This window comes from Streptomyces sp. NBC_01294 (assembly GCF_035917235.1).
Lineage (GTDB): Bacteria > Actinomycetota > Actinomycetes > Streptomycetales > Streptomycetaceae > Streptomyces > Streptomyces caledonius.
Genome location: NZ_CP108423.1, coordinates 2,332,846 through 2,347,386, shown reverse-complemented (window position 1 = coordinate 2,347,386; position 14,541 = coordinate 2,332,846). Strand labels below are relative to the sequence as shown.

At 71.4% G+C, this 14,541-nt stretch carries 17 protein-coding genes; 16 read left to right on the top strand and 1 reads right to left on the bottom strand.

The window, feature by feature from the left end:
* Positions 1-6: 6 nt before the first annotated feature.
* From lepB (OG534_RS10300) to OG534_RS10250, 11 genes are all read left to right on the top strand, one after another.
* Positions 7-750 carry a signal peptidase I gene (gene lepB / locus OG534_RS10300; protein ID WP_326587791.1) on the top strand — a complete coding sequence of 248 codons (744 nt, stop codon included), beginning with the start codon at positions 7-9 and terminating at the stop codon, positions 748-750.
* A complete protein-coding gene (lepB, locus tag OG534_RS10295) occupies positions 743-1,618 on the top strand; it encodes a signal peptidase I (protein WP_442807054.1) in 876 nt (291 codons plus the stop codon). Before lepB (OG534_RS10300) ends, lepB (OG534_RS10295) begins: the two co-directional genes overlap by 8 nt.
* A 112-nt stretch (positions 1,619-1,730) precedes the next feature.
* A complete protein-coding gene (gene lepB / locus OG534_RS10290; protein WP_326587790.1) occupies positions 1,731-2,630 on the top strand; it encodes a signal peptidase I in 900 nt (299 codons plus the stop codon).
* A gap of 43 nt (positions 2,631-2,673) precedes the next feature.
* Positions 2,674-3,456 (top strand): signal peptidase I, encoded by a 783-nt coding sequence (gene lepB, locus OG534_RS10285; protein ID WP_326587789.1) that lies wholly within the window; start codon positions 2,674-2,676, stop codon positions 3,454-3,456.
* Complete coding sequence (locus tag OG534_RS10280; protein WP_326587788.1) at positions 3,446-3,991, top strand: NUDIX hydrolase; 546 nt, start codon at positions 3,446-3,448, stop codon at positions 3,989-3,991. Before lepB (OG534_RS10285) ends, OG534_RS10280 begins: the two co-directional genes overlap by 11 nt.
* 13 nt (positions 3,992-4,004) lie before the next feature.
* Positions 4,005-4,313: a DUF2469 domain-containing protein gene (locus OG534_RS10275; RefSeq protein ID WP_005311352.1), complete on the top strand. Its 309-nt coding sequence runs from the start codon at positions 4,005-4,007 to the stop codon at positions 4,311-4,313.
* Between the two features lie 107 nt (positions 4,314-4,420).
* On the top strand, positions 4,421-4,792 hold the full coding sequence (locus OG534_RS10270; RefSeq protein ID WP_326587787.1) for a YraN family protein: 372 nt from the start codon (positions 4,421-4,423) through the stop codon (positions 4,790-4,792).
* Positions 4,792-6,426 (top strand): YifB family Mg chelatase-like AAA ATPase, encoded by a 1,635-nt coding sequence (locus tag OG534_RS10265; protein WP_326587786.1) that lies wholly within the window; start codon positions 4,792-4,794, stop codon positions 6,424-6,426. The genes OG534_RS10270 and OG534_RS10265 overlap by 1 nt, the downstream gene beginning before the upstream one ends.
* The gene (gene dprA, locus OG534_RS10260; protein ID WP_326587785.1) at positions 6,423-7,568 is read left to right on the top strand and encodes a DNA-processing protein DprA; all 1,146 of its coding nucleotides are present in this window, start codon (positions 6,423-6,425) and stop codon (positions 7,566-7,568) included. The genes OG534_RS10265 and dprA overlap by 4 nt, the downstream gene beginning before the upstream one ends.
* 239 nt (positions 7,569-7,807) lie before the next feature.
* Positions 7,808-8,644 carry an RNA polymerase sigma factor WhiG gene (whiG, locus tag OG534_RS10255; protein ID WP_326587784.1) on the top strand — a complete coding sequence of 279 codons (837 nt, stop codon included), beginning with the start codon at positions 7,808-7,810 and terminating at the stop codon, positions 8,642-8,644.
* Positions 8,645-8,696: 52 nt separating this feature from the next.
* On the top strand, positions 8,697-9,254 hold the full coding sequence (locus OG534_RS10250) for a TetR/AcrR family transcriptional regulator (RefSeq protein ID WP_326593544.1): 558 nt from the start codon (positions 8,697-8,699) through the stop codon (positions 9,252-9,254).
* A gap of 31 nt (positions 9,255-9,285) precedes the next feature.
* Here the strand turns inward: OG534_RS10250 and OG534_RS10245 are convergent, their stop codons facing one another.
* Positions 9,286-9,753: a M23 family metallopeptidase gene (locus OG534_RS10245; protein ID WP_326587783.1), complete on the bottom strand. Its 468-nt coding sequence runs from the start codon at positions 9,751-9,753 to the stop codon at positions 9,286-9,288.
* Positions 9,754-10,002: 249 nt separating this feature from the next.
* Here OG534_RS10245 and rpsB point away from each other — a divergent pair, with 249 nt between their 5' ends.
* The 5 genes from rpsB (at position 10,003) to OG534_RS10220 (ending at position 14,525) form a co-directional block, all read left to right on the top strand.
* Complete coding sequence (gene rpsB / locus OG534_RS10240; RefSeq protein ID WP_326587782.1) at positions 10,003-10,893, top strand: 30S ribosomal protein S2; 891 nt, start codon at positions 10,003-10,005, stop codon at positions 10,891-10,893.
* 135 nt (positions 10,894-11,028) lie between these two features.
* Positions 11,029-11,865, top strand: coding sequence for a translation elongation factor Ts (gene tsf / locus OG534_RS10235; RefSeq protein WP_326587781.1), 837 nt, complete (start codon positions 11,029-11,031; stop codon positions 11,863-11,865).
* Positions 11,866-12,027: 162 nt separating this feature from the next.
* Positions 12,028-12,807, top strand: coding sequence for a UMP kinase (pyrH, locus tag OG534_RS10230; protein WP_326587780.1), 780 nt, complete (start codon positions 12,028-12,030; stop codon positions 12,805-12,807).
* A gap of 84 nt (positions 12,808-12,891) precedes the next feature.
* On the top strand, positions 12,892-13,449 hold the full coding sequence (gene frr, locus OG534_RS10225) for a ribosome recycling factor (protein ID WP_031144133.1): 558 nt from the start codon (positions 12,892-12,894) through the stop codon (positions 13,447-13,449).
* A complete protein-coding gene (locus tag OG534_RS10220) occupies positions 13,449-14,525 on the top strand; it encodes a phosphatidate cytidylyltransferase (RefSeq protein ID WP_326587779.1) in 1,077 nt (358 codons plus the stop codon). Before frr ends, OG534_RS10220 begins: the two co-directional genes overlap by 1 nt.
* Positions 14,526-14,541: the final 16 nt, after the last annotated feature.

Below are 14,541 nucleotides of genomic sequence, written 5' to 3'. Positions count from 1 at the left end.
CTCCCGATGGACACCGAAGCACCTCACACGCAGCGCGGCCACTCTTCCCCCGTCGAGGGGGAAGGGCGGCCGCGTTTTGCGTTCTCCCGGACCGGGCGGCCCGCGACCGGTCGGCCCCGCCCGCTGACCTGGCGCCGGGCCGGAGCGCTCGGTGTGATCTGCACCGTCTTCCTGCTGCTGTTCAGCAACTTCGTGGTCCAGCCCTTCCTGATCCCGAGCCGCTCCATGGAGCCGACGCTCCAGGTCGGGGACCGGGTGCTGGTCAACAAGCTGGCGTACCGTTTCAGCGATCAGCCGGGCCGCGGGGACCTGGTGGTCTTCGACGGCACGGGCTCCTTCGTACGGGAACGCCCCGACGGCAATCCGGTCGGCGCCCTGCTGCACGGCGCGGCCTCGGCGCTCGGGCTCGCCGAGCCGTCCGACACCGACTTCGTGAAGCGGGTGGTGGGCGTGGGCGGTGACGACGTGGTGTGCTGCGACGCGGGCGGGCGGGTCGCGGTCAACGGCGTCCCGCTGGACGAGCCGTACCTGTATCCCGGCGACGCGCCCTCGAAGGTGCCCTTCCGGATCGTCGTTCCGCTGGGAAGCCTGTGGGTGATGGGTGATCACCGCTCGCAGTCCCGGGACTCGCGGGACCACCTGGGAGAACCGGGCGGGGGGATGGTGCCGGTGGAGAAGGTGATCGGGCGGGCCGACTGGATCGGCTGGCCGGTCTCGCGCTGGGGTGCCGTCGGCGGCGGTCATGGGTAGCCGGGGACGGCCCCGGGGCGGACGTGAGCCGGAGCCCGAGCCCGAGCCGGAGCCGGAGCCGGAACCGGAGCCCGTGGTGCAGGGCGGCCGGGCCGAACGGCGCCGGCTGGCCCGCAGGGTGCGGCGGCGCCGCCGCACCCGCAGGGCGGGCGAGCTGCCCCTGCTGGTGGTGGTGGCGCTGTGCATTGCCCTGCTCCTCAAGACCTTCCTCGTACAGGCCTTCTTCATCCCGTCGGGCTCCATGGAGCAGACCATCCGGATCGGCGACCGGGTCCTCGTGGACAAGCTGACCCCGTGGTTCGGCTCCAAGATCGAGCGCGGCGACGTCGTCGTGTTCAAGGACCCCGGCGGCTGGCTCAAGGGCGAGGCGGCCCGCCCGGCCCCGGACCCGGTCGTGGTCAAGCAGATCAAGCAGGCGCTGACCTTCATCGGCCTGCTGCCCTCGGCCGACGAGCAGGACCTGATCAAGCGGGTCATCGGCGTCGGCGGGGACACGGTCAAGTGCTGCGACAGCAGGGGCCGGGTCACCGTCAACGGCTCGCCGCTCGACGAGCCGTACGTGAACCCGGGCAACAACCCGTCGGACATCACCTTCGAGGTGGAGGTCCCGGCGGGCCGGCTCTTCGTGATGGGCGACCACCGGGCGAATTCCGCCGACTCCCGCTTCCACCTCGACGAGGCCTTCCAGGGGACCATCGACGAGAACGGGGTCGTGGGGGAGGCCGTGGTGATCGCCTGGCCGTTCGGGCACTGGGACCGGCTGGAACAGCCCGCGACCTTCCGCATGGTTCCCGATCAGGCACGGCGCGAGGGACGCGGCCGCCAACGCGGCCGCCAACGGCGCCGTCGGGGCGCTCCGTTCGCATAGTGTGTCTTCGGTCTCCCGAGCCTTAGGGAACTCCCGCTCGTTAAGGGAGGGGAGGGCCCGTGTCCGATTCGACGCGGGCGGCGATCGCGAGTGAGGAGTGGATGTGGGGGATGTGGCGGTAGGCGCACGATCCGGGCCCGACGACGGCGGGGAGTGGCCGGACGATGCCGTCGAGGGCGCGGACGGCGCCGACGACGATGCCGAGGCCGGCAAGCACCGCTCGTTCTGGGTGGAGCTCCCGATCCTCATCGGCATCGCCCTGCTGCTGGCCCTGCTGATCAAGACCTTCCTGGTCCAGGCGTTCTCGATCCCGTCCGACTCGATGCAGAACACCCTGCAGCGCGGCGACCGGGTGCTGGTGGACAAGCTCACCCCGTGGTTCGGATCCGAGCCGGAGCGCGGTGAGGTCGTGGTCTTCCACGACCCCGCGGACTGGCTCTCGGGGGAGCCCACCCCGGAGCCGAACCTCGCTCAGCAGATCCTGAGCAAGATCGGCCTGATGCCGGACCCCGCCGAGAAGGACCTGATCAAGCGGACCATCGCCATCGGCGGGGACACGGTCGAGTGCAAGAAGGGGGGACCGGTCGTCGTCAACGGCAAGGAGCTCGACGAGCCGTACATCTACCCCGGCAACACGGCGTGCGACGACGCCCCCTTCGGCCCGATCACCGTGCCCAAGGGCAAGATCTGGGTGATGGGCGACCACCGGCAGAACTCCCAGGACTCCCGCTGGCACATGCAGGACTCCACCCAGGGCTTCGTGCCGGTCGACAAGGTCGTCGGGCGTGCCGTGGTGGTCGCGTGGCCGATCAGCCGCTGGTCCACGCTGCCGATCCCTGAGACCTTCGACCAGCCGGGCATCAACAACCAGGCGGCGGCGACCGCGATCGGCCTCGGGGCCTCCGGACTGGCACCGGTCGGGCTGGGACCGGCCGCGCTGGGGTTCGCGGGCGCGGTTCCGATCGTCATGTGGCGCCGGCGGAAGCTGACCACCGGTCGTACCGCCCGGTAGGGTGCCGCCCAGGTAGACGATCCCGAAGTGTGGGGGCGCTGGCATGGGCGGAACACAAGCAATACGCGGGGGCAAGGACGGCCGCGGCGGTCTCGGCAATGTGCTGTCGGGACTCGCCGTGGCCATCGGTTTTGCGCTCTTCCTCGGAGGCTTCGTGTGGGGGGCGTTCGTCTACCGGCCCTACACGGTGCCGACCGACTCGATGATGCCGACCGTGCGGCCCGGGGACCGGGTGCTGGCGCAGCGCATCGACGGCGGTGAGGTGCGCCGCGGCGACGTGGTCATCTTCACTGATTCCATGTGGAGCGACCTGCCCATGGTCAAGCGGGTCGTCGGCATCGGCGGCGACACCGTGAAGTGCTGCGGCGCGGGCGGCGAGCTGACGGTGAACGGCACCCCCCTGGACGAGCCGTACGCCGACACCACCGGGCCGGAGACGGGCCTGGCCATGCCGCCCGGACAGGCCCCTTCCCCCGGCACGCCCTTCGAGGTGACGGTCCCCGAGGGGAACCTCTTCCTGCTGGGCGACCGGCGCGCCGCCTCGCTGGACTCCCGGGCCCACCTTCAGGAGGCCGGGCAGGGGACGGTGCCCCGGTCGGCCGTCAGTGCCCGCGTCGACGCCCTGGCCTGGCCTTCCGTGACGATGCTGGACCGGCCGGCGACGTACGCCGACCTGCCCGGCGGAACCTCCCGGCCGGGCCCGCTGCGGCTCCAGCTGGCGGCGGTGGTGGCCGGAGCCGCCCTGGTGGTGCTGGGCGCCGCGTACGGGCCACTCGTACGGGCCCTGGGGCGCGGGCGGAAGCAGGAGCGGGCCGGTGTCCGCTGACCCGGCCGGGGCCGGCCGGCGGAAGGTGTCGCGGGTGATCCTGCTGGACCCGGCGGACCGGATCCTGCTGCTGCACGGCTTCGAGCCGGCGGACCCCTCGGACGACTGGTGGTTCACGCCGGGGGGCGGGCTGGAGGGGACGGAGACCCGGGAGCAGGCCGCACTGCGCGAGCTGGCGGAGGAAACGGGGATCACCGAGGTGGAGCTGGGTCCGGTGCTGTGGCACCGCTACTGCTCCTTTCCCTTCGACGGGCGGCGCTGGGAACAGGACGAGTGGTACTTCCTGGCCCGGACCACCCAGACGGAGACCGAGCCGGCCGGGCTCACCGAGCTGGAGCGGCGCAGCGTCAGCGGAGCCAGGTGGTGGACCTCCGAGGAACTTCTCGCGGCCCGTGAGACGGTGTACCCGACCAGACTCGCCGAGCTGCTCCGTACGCTGCTCGACGACGGTCCTCCGGGTGCGCCGGTGGTCCTGGCCCCGGAAATCGTTAAGGGGCGCATGGGCCTGGCGCACAATAGGGGGACGCACGGCTGAAGGGGAACATGCCATGAGCGCCGAGGACCTCGAGAAGTACGAGACCGAGATGGAGCTGAAGCTCTATCGGGAGTACCGCGACGTCGTCGGGCTGTTCAAGTACGTGATCGAGACCGAACGCCGTTTCTACCTCACCAACGACTACGAGATGCAGGTGCACTCGGTCCAGGGGGAGGTGTTCTTCGAGGTCTCGATGGCCGACGCCTGGGTCTGGGACATGTACCGGCCGGCCCGCTTCGTGAAGCAGGTGCGCGTGCTGACCTTCAAGGACGTGAACATCGAGGAGCTCAACAAGAGCGACCTCGAACTGCCCGGGAGCTGACCGTTCACCCGGAAGGGTGACGAGGTTGTCCACAACGGCCGGGTTGTCCACCAAGATCCACAAGGTGGGCGGGCGCGCGGGATCGTCGGTGCCGGAGGTGGTGCCGGATGAACGCGAAGGGCGTGGCACAGCAGGCATTGGGGCGGTACGGCGAGGATCTCGCGGCACGGCGGCTGACCGAGGCCGGCATGACCGTGATCGCGCGGAACTGGCGGTGCCGCAGCGGGGAGATCGACATCGTCGCGCGGGACGGGGACGCCCTCGTCGTGTGCGAGGTCAAGACCCGCCGGGCGGGTGCGTTCGAGCACCCGATGGCCGCCGTGCGGCCCGCCAAGGCCGAGCGATTGCGCGGGCTCGCCGGGCGCTGGCTCGCCGACCACGGCGGGCCACCCGCGGGCGGGGTGCGCATCGACCTCGTCGGAGTCCTGCTGCCCCGGCGCGGCGCGCCCCTGGTGGAACACGTCAGGGGGGTGGCCTGATGGGCTTCGCGCGAGCCTGCTCGGTGGCCCTCGTCGGGGTCGACGGCGTGGTGGTCGAGGTGCAGGCCGACCTGGAGCCCGGGGTCGCGGCCTTCACCCTGGTGGGACTGCCGGACAAGACCCTGGTCGAGAGCCGGGACCGGGTGCGTGCGGCCGTGGTCAACTCGGGGGCGGCCTGGCCGCAGAAGAAGCTCACGGTCGGGCTCAGCCCGGCCTCCGTCCCGAAATCGGGCGCCGGATTCGACCTGGCTGTCGCGGCTGCCGTGCTCGGGGCCGCGGAGGTGGTCGATCCGGGCGCGATCGCCGATCTCGTGCTCATCGGGGAGCTGGGGCTGGACGGCCGGGTGCGTCCGGTCCGCGGCATCCTCCCGGCGGTCCTCGCCGCGGCCGAGGCCGGATACCGGCAGGTGGTGGTGCCGCAGCAGTGTGCCGCCGAGGCCGCGCTCGTGCCGGACGTCTCGGTGCTCGGCGTGCGCAGCCTGCGCCAGCTCATCGCGGTCCTGACCGGCGGGGTGGTGCCCGAGGAGGAGGCCCCCGACCCTCCGGGCCGCCCGGACCCGATACTGGCCGGACTGCTCGTCCCGGGCGCGGGACTGGGCACCGGCCTCGCCCCGGGCCGCCCGGGGGGCGGGGACTGTACGGATTTCCCCGATCTCGCCGACGTGGCCGGGCAGCACACGGCGCGCCGCGCGCTGGAGGTGGCGGCCGCCGGAGGGCACCACCTCTTCCTCAGCGGGCCGCCCGGAGCAGGCAAGACGATGCTGGCCGAGCGGCTGCCCTGGATCCTGCCGCCGCTCACCCGCCAGGACTCCGTGGAGGTCACAGCCGTCCACTCGGTCGCGGGAATCCTCCCGCCCGGTGAACCGCTGGTCTCCAGGCCGCCCTACTGCGCACCGCACCACTCGGCGACGATGCAGTCCCTCGTGGGCGGCGGGACCGGGATCCCCAGGCCGGGAGCGGTCTCCCTGGCGCACCGGGGAATTCTCTTCTTGGACGAGGCCGCGGAGTTCCACAGCCGGGCGCTGGACGCACTGCGGCAGCCCCTCGAATCGGGACACGTGGTCATCGCCCGCGCCGCCGGAGTGGTCAGGCTGCCCGCCCGGTTCCTGATGGTGCTCGCCGCGAACCCGTGCCCGTGCGGCAGACACACCCTGCACGGAGCGGGGTGCGAATGCCCGCCCTCGGTGATCCGGCGCTATCAGGCGCGACTGTCCGGGCCGCTGCTCGACCGGGTGGACCTGAGGGTGGAGGTCGAGCCCGTGACCCGGTCCGATCTGCTGGGTCAGGGTGGCCGGGGGGAGTCCACCGCGGCCGTCGCCGACCGGGTGCGGGAGGCCAGGGAGCGCGCCGCCGTCCGGCTCGCCGACACCCCCTGGCGGCTCAACTCCGAAGTGCCCGGGCAGGAATTGCGGACCCGGTGGCAGGCCGGTCCGGGAGCACTGGCGCAGGCCGAACGCGATCTCGAACGGGGACTGCTCACCGCCCGCGGGCTGGACCGGGTCCTGCGGGTCGCCTGGACCGTGGCCGACCTGCGCGGGCGGGACCGGCCCGAGGCGCTGGACGTGGCCGTGGCGCTGGAGCTGCGGACCGGGATCGCCCGCGGGGCGATGCCGCAGACGGGGGACGGGAGATGACCGGGCCGGAGGAAGCGGACGTGCTGGCGCGGGCCGCGCTGACCCGGGTGCTGGAGCCCGGGGACGCGCACGGCGGGCGGTGGCTGCGGGAGTACGGCGCGGCGGGACTGATACGGCTGCTGACCGCGCCCGAGGACCCGTCGCACGCTCCGGGCGGGGTGCGGCCGGAGCGGCTCGCGGGCTACCGCAGACGGGCGGCCCTGGCCGACCCCCGGCGCGACCTCGCGCTGGCCGCCGAGTCGGGAGGCCGGTTCGTGTGTCCGGGATCGGCGGAGTGGCCGACCCAGCTCGACGACCTCGGCGACGAACGGCCCGTCGGGCTGTGGCTGCGGGGCCGGCCCAACCTGAGGACCTGGGCACTGCGTTCCGTCGCCCTGGTGGGCGCCCGGGCCTGCACCCCGTACGGCGCGCACATGGCCCAGACCCTGGCCGCCGGGCTCGCCGAGCGGGGCTGGGTCGTCGTCTCCGGCGCCGCGTTCGGGATCGACGGCGCCGCCCACCGCGGGGCCCTCGCCGCGGGCGGCGCCACCGCGGCGGTGCTGGCCTGCGGAGTGGACGTCGCCTACCCGCGCGGACACGCCGGGCTGCTCGGCCGGATCGCCGGCCAGGGGCTGGTCCTCGGGGAGCTGCCGCCCGGCAGCCATCCGACGCCGAGCCGGTTCGTGCTGCGCAACCGGGTCATCGCCGCCCTCACCCGGGGCACGGTCGTCGTGGAGGCCGCCCACCGCAGCGGATCCCTGGTCACGGCCCGGCGGGCCCAGCAGCTCGGGCGGTTCACGATGGGCGTCCCGGGACCCGCCACCAGCGGGCTCTCGGCCGGGGTGCACGAACTGCTGCGGGGCGAGGGAGTGCTCGTCACCGACGCGGCGGAGGTGGCGGAACTGGTCGGTTCCATCGGTGAGCTGGCTCCCGAGCGGCGCGGCCCGGTGCTGGCCCGGGACCTGCTGGACCGGGACACCGTGCGCGTGCTCGAAGCACTCCCGGCCGGGCGCCCGGTGGACGCGGCGGAGTTGGCACTTGCCTCCGGCACCGGCGCCGATGAAGTCATCGGCAGACTGTACGAACTTCACTCTCTGGGGTTCGTCGAACGGCAGGGCGACGGTTGGCAGTTGAGCAGACAAACGGCTGGAGGTGGCACATAAACCGATGCCACCCGGCGAGGCGGTCGTTGACCTGGGGTGTTCCGGTGAAAGAGTGAAACCGATGAGAGACGCGGTCTTCCCGGTGGCAGTCGTCGGGACCGTGCGCCAGGCGCCGGTCCCGGGTCGTGCGCGCGAGTCGGGACGCCCTTGTGCCCCCGCGCCATCCCGTACTCTTCGCGCACCGCGACACTTCCGTCACGCTACGCTCCCAAGGAATCCGGCTCCGGCAAAGGCGAAGCATGCCCCAGCACACCCCAGGGTCTGACCGCGCTGCGGTGCCCCCCGCTGCCCGCGGCGGCGTGCGGTCCACCGCGCCCTCGTCCCTGGAGGTGCTGTGGCGCTCGTACAAGGACTCCGGTGACGAACGGCTGCGGGAGCAGCTGATCCTGCACTACTCGCCCCTGGTGAAGTACGTCGCCGGCCGCGTCAGCGTGGGCCTGCCGCCCAATGTGGAGCAGGCCGACTTCGTCTCCTCCGGGGTCTTCGGCCTGATCGACGCCATCGAGAAGTTCGACATCGACCGGTCGATCAAGTTCGAGACGTACGCGATCACCCGGATCCGCGGCGCGATGATCGACGAGCTGCGGGCGCTGGACTGGATCCCCCGCTCGGTCCGGCAGAAGGCACGGGCCGTGGAGCGGGCCTACGCCACGCTGGAGGCCCAGCTGCGGCGCACCCCCACGGAGAGCGAGGTCGCCGGGGAGATGGGGATCGGTGTGGAGGATCTCCACACCGTCTTCAGCCAGTTGTCCCTGGCGAACGTGGTCGCCCTGGAGGAGCTGCTGCACGTCGGCGGGGAGGGCGGCGACCGCCTCTCGCTGATGGACACCCTGGAGGACACCGCCGCCGACAACCCGGTGGAGGTGGCGGAGGACCGCGAACTGCGGCGCTTGCTGGCTCGGGCCATCAACACGCTGCCCGAGCGGGAGAAGACGGTGGTGACCCTCTACTACTACGAGGGCCTCACGCTGGCGGAGATCGGCAACGTGCTGGGCGTCACCGAGAGCCGGGTCAGTCAGATCCACACCAAGTCCGTCCTGCAACTGCGCGCGAAGTTGGCGGATGTGGGGCGGTGAGGTTGCGGTACCTCCGTACAGTGGACGTGTGCCCAGGATTCGAGCGGCCTCCGTGGCCGAGCACCGGTCGATGCAGCGCGGCGCCCTCTTGGACGCTGCGCGTTCCCTGCTGTCCGAAGGCGGGACGGAGGCGCTGACCTTCCCCGCCCTCGCGGAGCGGACCGGCCTCGCCCGGTCCTCCGTGTACGAGTACTTCCGCTCCCGCGCCGCCGTGGTCGAAGAGCTGTGCGCCGTGGACTTCCCCGTGTGGGCCGCCGAGATCGAGGCGGCGATGGAGCAGGCGGAGTCGCCGGAGGCGAAGATCGAGGCCTACGTGCGGAGCCAGTTGGGGCTGGTGGGCGACCGGCGGCACCGGGCCGTGGTGGCGATCTCGGCGAGCGAGCTGGACGCCGGCGCGCGCGAGAAGATCCGCGCGGCCCACGGCGGGCTGGTGGCGATGATCGTCGAGGCGCTGAGTTCGCTGGGGCAGGCGGAGCCGAGGCTGGCCGCGATGCTCTTGCAGGGGGTTGTGGACGCGGCTGTGCGGCGGATCGAGCTCGGGGCCGCGGAGGATCCCGATGTGGTGACGGAGGCTGCCGTCGCCATGGCGCTGCGGGGCGTCCGGGGCTGAGCGCCCCGGGCTCCGCCCCGGACCCCGCGTCTCAAACCCCGGCGGGGCCGGGGTTCGGCAGGAGGCGGGGGGTGGGGCGCGGGAGGAGGGTGAGGGGGTTCAGGTAGACCTCGCCCGCCAGGAGGCCCCAGTGGAGGCACGGCGCCGGGCAGTGGGAGCCCTCCGTCAGGACCGCCACCACCTGGCCCGCCGTGACCTGCTCGCCCTCCGTGACCAGCGGGCGGACCGGCTCGTAGGTCGTGCGCAGCCCGCTCGGCAGGGCGAGCGAGAGGACACCGCGCCCCGCCACCTGGCCGGCGTGGTGGACCCGCCCGGACGCGACCGCCCTGAGCTCCGCGCCCACCGGGGCCGACAGGTCCACCCCGCGGTGGCCGGCCGCGTACGGGGTCGGGGGCGGGTCCCACCAGCGGGCCACCGACAGCGGCGCGGGCAGCGGGCGGATCCCGGGAACGGTCGCCTGGGCCAGGGCCAGGAGCAGGCTGAGCAGCAAGGTCGTCATGGGCCACAGCGTCCCGCGCACCGACCGCCCCGCGACCGGGCCTGTGGACAGTCCCGGCACTGTGGACAACGGCGTCACCCGGCATACCGCCGGGTCCCGTACACTTCTTGTGGCGATCCGGGTCACCGGGTCGACTTCGCACGCCCCGCCACCAGCCCGAAACGGCCAGGTGGCAGCGTCTCTCGGTCCCTCATGGGGCAGGGCGCGATGGGGCGTCAGGAACCAAACCGAGAAACCAAGGAGATGGCCATGGCCGTCGTCACGATGCGGGAGCTGCTGGAAAGCGGCGTCCACTTCGGTCACCAGACCCGTCGTTGGAACCCGAAGATGAAGCGCTTCATCTTCACGGAGCGCAACGGCATCTACATCATCGACCTGCTGCAGTCGCTGTCGTACATCGACCGCGCCTACGAGTTCGTGAAGGAGACCGTCGCGCACGGTGGCTCCATCATGTTCGTCGGTACCAAGAAGCAGGCCCAGGAGGCCATCGCCGAGCAGGCGACGCGCGTTGGTATGCCGTACGTCAACCAGCGGTGGCTGGGTGGCATGCTCACCAACTTCTCCACCGTCTACAAGCGCCTTCAGCGTCTGAAGGAGCTTGAGGCGATCGACTTCGAGGACGTCGCCGCCTCGGGTCTCACCAAGAAGGAGCTCCTGGTCCTCTCCCGCGAGAAGACCAAGCTGGAGAAGACCCTCGGTGGTATCCGCGAGATGTCGAAGGTCCCCAGCGCCGTCTGGATCGTCGACACCAAGAAGGAGCACATCGCCGTCGGTGAGGCGCGCAAGCTCCACATCCCGGTCGTCGCGATCCTCGACACCAACTGCGACCCCGACGAGGTCGACTACAAGATCCCGGGTAACGACGACGCGATCCGTTCCGTCACCCTGCTCACCCGCGTGATCGCCGACGCCGTCGCCGAGGGCCTCATCGCCCGCTCCGGCGCTGCGACCGGCGACTCGAAGCCGGGCGAGAAGGCCGCCGCCGAGCCGCTCGCCGAGTGGGAGCGCGACCTGCTCGAGGGCGACAAGAAGGCCGACGACGCCGCTGAGGCCGCTCCGGCCGAGGCCGTCGCCGCCGAGACCGTCGAGGCCCCGGCCGCCGAGGCTGAGGCCCCGGCCGCCGACGCCGAGCAGGCCTGACCCACTGAGAGCGCCCGGCGTTCACGCGCCGGGCACTCACAGCACGGACGATGACGGCGGGGGAGCCGCGCCACGAGCGCGGCGCCTCCGCCGTTCACCCGTAGATCTACGACTTCGAGAGAGAATCACAGACTCATGGCGAACTACACCGCCGCTGACGTCAAGAAGCTCCGCGAGCTCACCGGCGCCGGCATGCTGGACTGCAAGAACGCGCTCGTGGACGCCGACGGTGACGTCGACAAGGCCATGGAAGCGCTCCGCATCAAGGGTCAGAAGGGCGTCGCCAAGCGCGAGGGCCGCTCTGCCGAGAACGGTGCGGTCGTCACCCTCATCGCCGACGACAACACCTCCGGTGTCATCGTCGAGCTGAAGTGCGAGACCGACTTCGTCGCCAAGGGCGAGAAGTTCCTGGCCGTCGCCAACCAGCTGGCCGCCCACGTGGCCGCCACCTCCCCGGCCGACATCGAGGCGCTGCTCGCGTCCGAGATCGAGCCCGGCAAGACCGTCACCGCTTTCGTCGACGAGGCCAACGCCAACCTCGGTGAGAAGATCGTCCTGGACCGCTTCGCGCAGTTCACCGGCGGTTACGTGACCTCCTACATGCACCGCACGATGCCCGACCTGCCGTTCCAGATCGGTGTCCTGGTCGAGCTCGACAAGGAGAACGCCGACGTCGCCCGCGGTGTCGCGCAGCACATCGCCGCGTTCGCCCCGCAGTGGCTGTCCGCCGACGACGTCCCGGCCGAGAAGGTCGAGTCCGAGCGTCGCATTGCCGAAGAGGTCACCCGCGCGGAGGGCAAGCCCGAGGCCGCCATCGCGAAGATCGTCGAGGGTCGCGTCAACGGTTTCTTCAAGGAGGCCACCCTCCTCGGCCAGCCGTACGCGCTGGACAACAAGAAGTCCGTCCAGAAGGTTCTGGACGAGGCCGGTGTCACCCTGAAGCGCTTCTCGCGCATCAAGGTCGGCATCTGAGTCCGTCCGTACGCGACGGACACCGGACCCCGGTAGGGTCTGAAGCAGTCGTCCGTGCTTGCGCAGGACGACCGCAGATCTGACGAGGAGGCCATTGCCGTAGAGGGAACCGCAAGGACCCACCGGCAATGGCCTTCTTCGTATGTGCACGAGGAGATCTCCATGAATCAGGGCGTGGACCCCCACACCGCATCCGACGACAAGAGCGACCAGAACCAGAAGGGCCGCCGCTTCATGCTGAAGCTGTCGGGCGAGGCCTTCTCCGGTGGCGGAGGACTGGGCGTCGACCCCGACGTCGTCCACGCCATCGCGCGCGAGATCGCCGCGGTGGTCCGCGACGGCGCGGAGATCGCCGTCGTGATCGGCGGCGGCAACTTCTTCCGCGGCGCCGAACTCCAGCAGCGCGGCATGGACCGGGCCCGGTCCGACTACATGGGCATGCTCGGCACGGTCATGAACTGCCTCGCCCTCCAGGACTTCCTGGAGAAGGAGGGCATCGACTCCCGCGTGCAGACCGCCATCACCATGGGCCAGGTCGCGGAGCCGTACATCCCGCTGCGTGCCGTACGGCACCTGGAGAAGGGCCGTGTCGTCATCTTCGGCGCCGGCATGGGCATGCCCTACTTCTCCACCGACACCACGGCCGCCCAGCGTGCCCTGGAGATCGACGCCGAGGCCCTGCTCATGGGCAAGAACGGGGTCGACGGGGTCTACGACTCCGACCCGAAGAAGAACCCGGACGCGGTGAAGTTCGACGCGCTGGAGTACAGCGAGGTCCTCTCCCGCGACCTCAAGGTCGCCGACGCCACCGCGATCACGCTCTGCCGTGACAACAAGCTGCCGATCCTCGTGTTCGAGCTGCTGGCCGAGGGCAATATCGCCCGCGCCGTCAAGGGTGAGAAGATCGGGACGCTCGTCAGCGACCAGGAAACCCGGGCCTGAGCAGTCCGCTGCCGGACCGAGCCCGGACCGGCCCGCCCGGCCCGCCCGCCTGAACCATCCATTCAAGACATGCAGGAGCACGTGGTGACCGAAGAGATCCTCCTCGAGGCCGAGGAGAAGATGGAAAAGGCCGTCGTCGTCGCCAAGGAAGACTTCGCCGCGATTCGCACCGGCCGTGCGCACCCGGCGATGTTCAACAAGATCGTGGCGGACTACTACGGCGCCATCACGCCCATCAACCAGCTCGCCTCCTTCTCGGTGCCCGAGCCGCGCATGGCGATCGTGACCCCGTTCGACAAGAGCGCCCTGCGCAACATCGAGCAGGCCATCCGCGACTCCGACCTCGGTGTCAACCCGAGCAACGACGGCAGCATCATCCGGGTGACCTTCCCCGAGCTGACGCAGGACCGCCGCAAGGAGTACATCAAGGTCGCGCGCACCAAGGCCGAGGACTCCAAGGTCTCCATCCGCGCCGTCCGCCGCAAGGCCAAGGACGCCCTGGACAAGCTCGTCAAGGACAAGGAGGCCGGCGAGGACGAGGTGCGCCGCGCCGAGAAGGAGCTCGACGACACCACCGCGAAGTACGTCGCGCAGGTGGACGAGCTCCTGAAGCACAAGGAAGCCGAGCTCCTCGAAGTCTGATGAACGACTCTTCCTGGCAGCCGGAGCCGGTTCCGGCGGGTCCCGCATACGATGCGCAGGTGGGCCCGCACACTCGGCCCATGCCCATCGTGCCCGATGCCGCCGGCCGTGACTTCGACGACCGGGAAGCACGCGATCGGGGGGCCGCATCGGACGGCGGCCCTCTCTTCCGCGCCGATACGCCGTCGCAGGAGCCCATGCCCAGCCCCCCGCCTCCACACGCCCAGCAGCCGCAGGACGCCTCCCCACCGCCGCCGAAGAAGCGCGCGGGACGGGACCTGCGCGCCGCCATAGGGGTGGGCGTCGGTCTCGGCGCGGTGATCTTCGCCTCGCTGCTGATCGTCAAGGCGGTCTTCGTCGGCGTCATCGTCGTGGCGGTCGTCGTCGGCCTGTGGGAGCTCACCTCCCGGCTCCAGGAGAAGAAGGGCATCAAGGCCCCGCTGGTCCCGCTCGCGGTCGGCGGCGCGGCCATGGTCATCGCCGGATACGTCCGGGGGGCCGAGGGGGCCTGGGTCGCCATGGCCCTGACCGTGCTGGCGGTCCTGGTCTGGCGGATGACCGAACCGCCCGAGGACTACCTCAAGGACGTCACGGCGGGCGCCTTCGCGGCGTTCTACGTGCCCTTCCTCGCCACCTTCGTCGCGATGCTGCTCACCGCCGACGACGGCCCCCAGCGCGTGATCACCTTCCTGCTCCTCACGGTGGTCAGCGACACCGGGGCCTACGCGGTCGGCTGGCGCTTCGGGAAGACCAAGCTCGCGCCGCGCATCAGCCCCGGCAAGACCCGCGAGGGTCTGTTCGGCGCGGTGGCCTTCGCGATGGCGGCCGGCGCCCTGTGCATGGAGTTCCTGATCGACGGCGGCTCCTGGTGGCAGGGCCTGGTGCTCGGCCTCGCGGTCGCGGTCAGCGCCACCCTGGGCGACCTGGGCGAGTCGATGATCAAGCGGGACCTGGGCATCAAGGACATGGGCACGCTGCTGCCGGGCCACGGCGGCATCATGGACCGGCTCGACTCCCTGCTGCCGACCGCTCCGGTGGTGTGGCTGCTGCTGGCGGCGTTCGTCGGCACCGGCTGACCGGGCCCGGGCGGTT

Bases quoted from the DNA above. Each gene is read 5' to 3' on its own strand.
- lepB (WP_326587791.1), top strand. From the start codon at position 7: ATGGACACCGAAGCACCTCACACGCAGCGCGGCCACTCTTCCCCCGTC.
- lepB (WP_442807054.1), top strand. From the start codon at position 743: ATGGGTAGCCGGGGACGGCCCCGGGGCGGACGTGAGCCGGAGCCCGAG.
- lepB (WP_326587789.1), top strand. From the start codon at position 2,674: ATGGGCGGAACACAAGCAATACGCGGGGGCAAGGACGGCCGCGGCGGT.
- OG534_RS10275 (WP_005311352.1), top strand. From the start codon at position 4,005: ATGAGCGCCGAGGACCTCGAGAAGTACGAGACCGAGATGGAGCTGAAG.
- OG534_RS10270 (WP_326587787.1), top strand. From the start codon at position 4,421: ATGAACGCGAAGGGCGTGGCACAGCAGGCATTGGGGCGGTACGGCGAG.
- OG534_RS10265 (WP_326587786.1), top strand. From the start codon at position 4,792: ATGGGCTTCGCGCGAGCCTGCTCGGTGGCCCTCGTCGGGGTCGACGGC.
- dprA (WP_326587785.1), top strand. From the start codon at position 6,423: ATGACCGGGCCGGAGGAAGCGGACGTGCTGGCGCGGGCCGCGCTGACC.
- whiG (WP_326587784.1), top strand. From the start codon at position 7,808: ATGCCCCAGCACACCCCAGGGTCTGACCGCGCTGCGGTGCCCCCCGCT.
- OG534_RS10245 (WP_326587783.1), bottom strand. From the start codon at position 9,753: ATGACGACCTTGCTGCTCAGCCTGCTCCTGGCCCTGGCCCAGGCGACC.
- rpsB (WP_326587782.1), top strand. From the start codon at position 10,003: ATGGCCGTCGTCACGATGCGGGAGCTGCTGGAAAGCGGCGTCCACTTC.
- tsf (WP_326587781.1), top strand. From the start codon at position 11,029: ATGGCGAACTACACCGCCGCTGACGTCAAGAAGCTCCGCGAGCTCACC.
- pyrH (WP_326587780.1), top strand. From the start codon at position 12,028: ATGAATCAGGGCGTGGACCCCCACACCGCATCCGACGACAAGAGCGAC.
- OG534_RS10220 (WP_326587779.1), top strand. From the start codon at position 13,449: ATGAACGACTCTTCCTGGCAGCCGGAGCCGGTTCCGGCGGGTCCCGCA.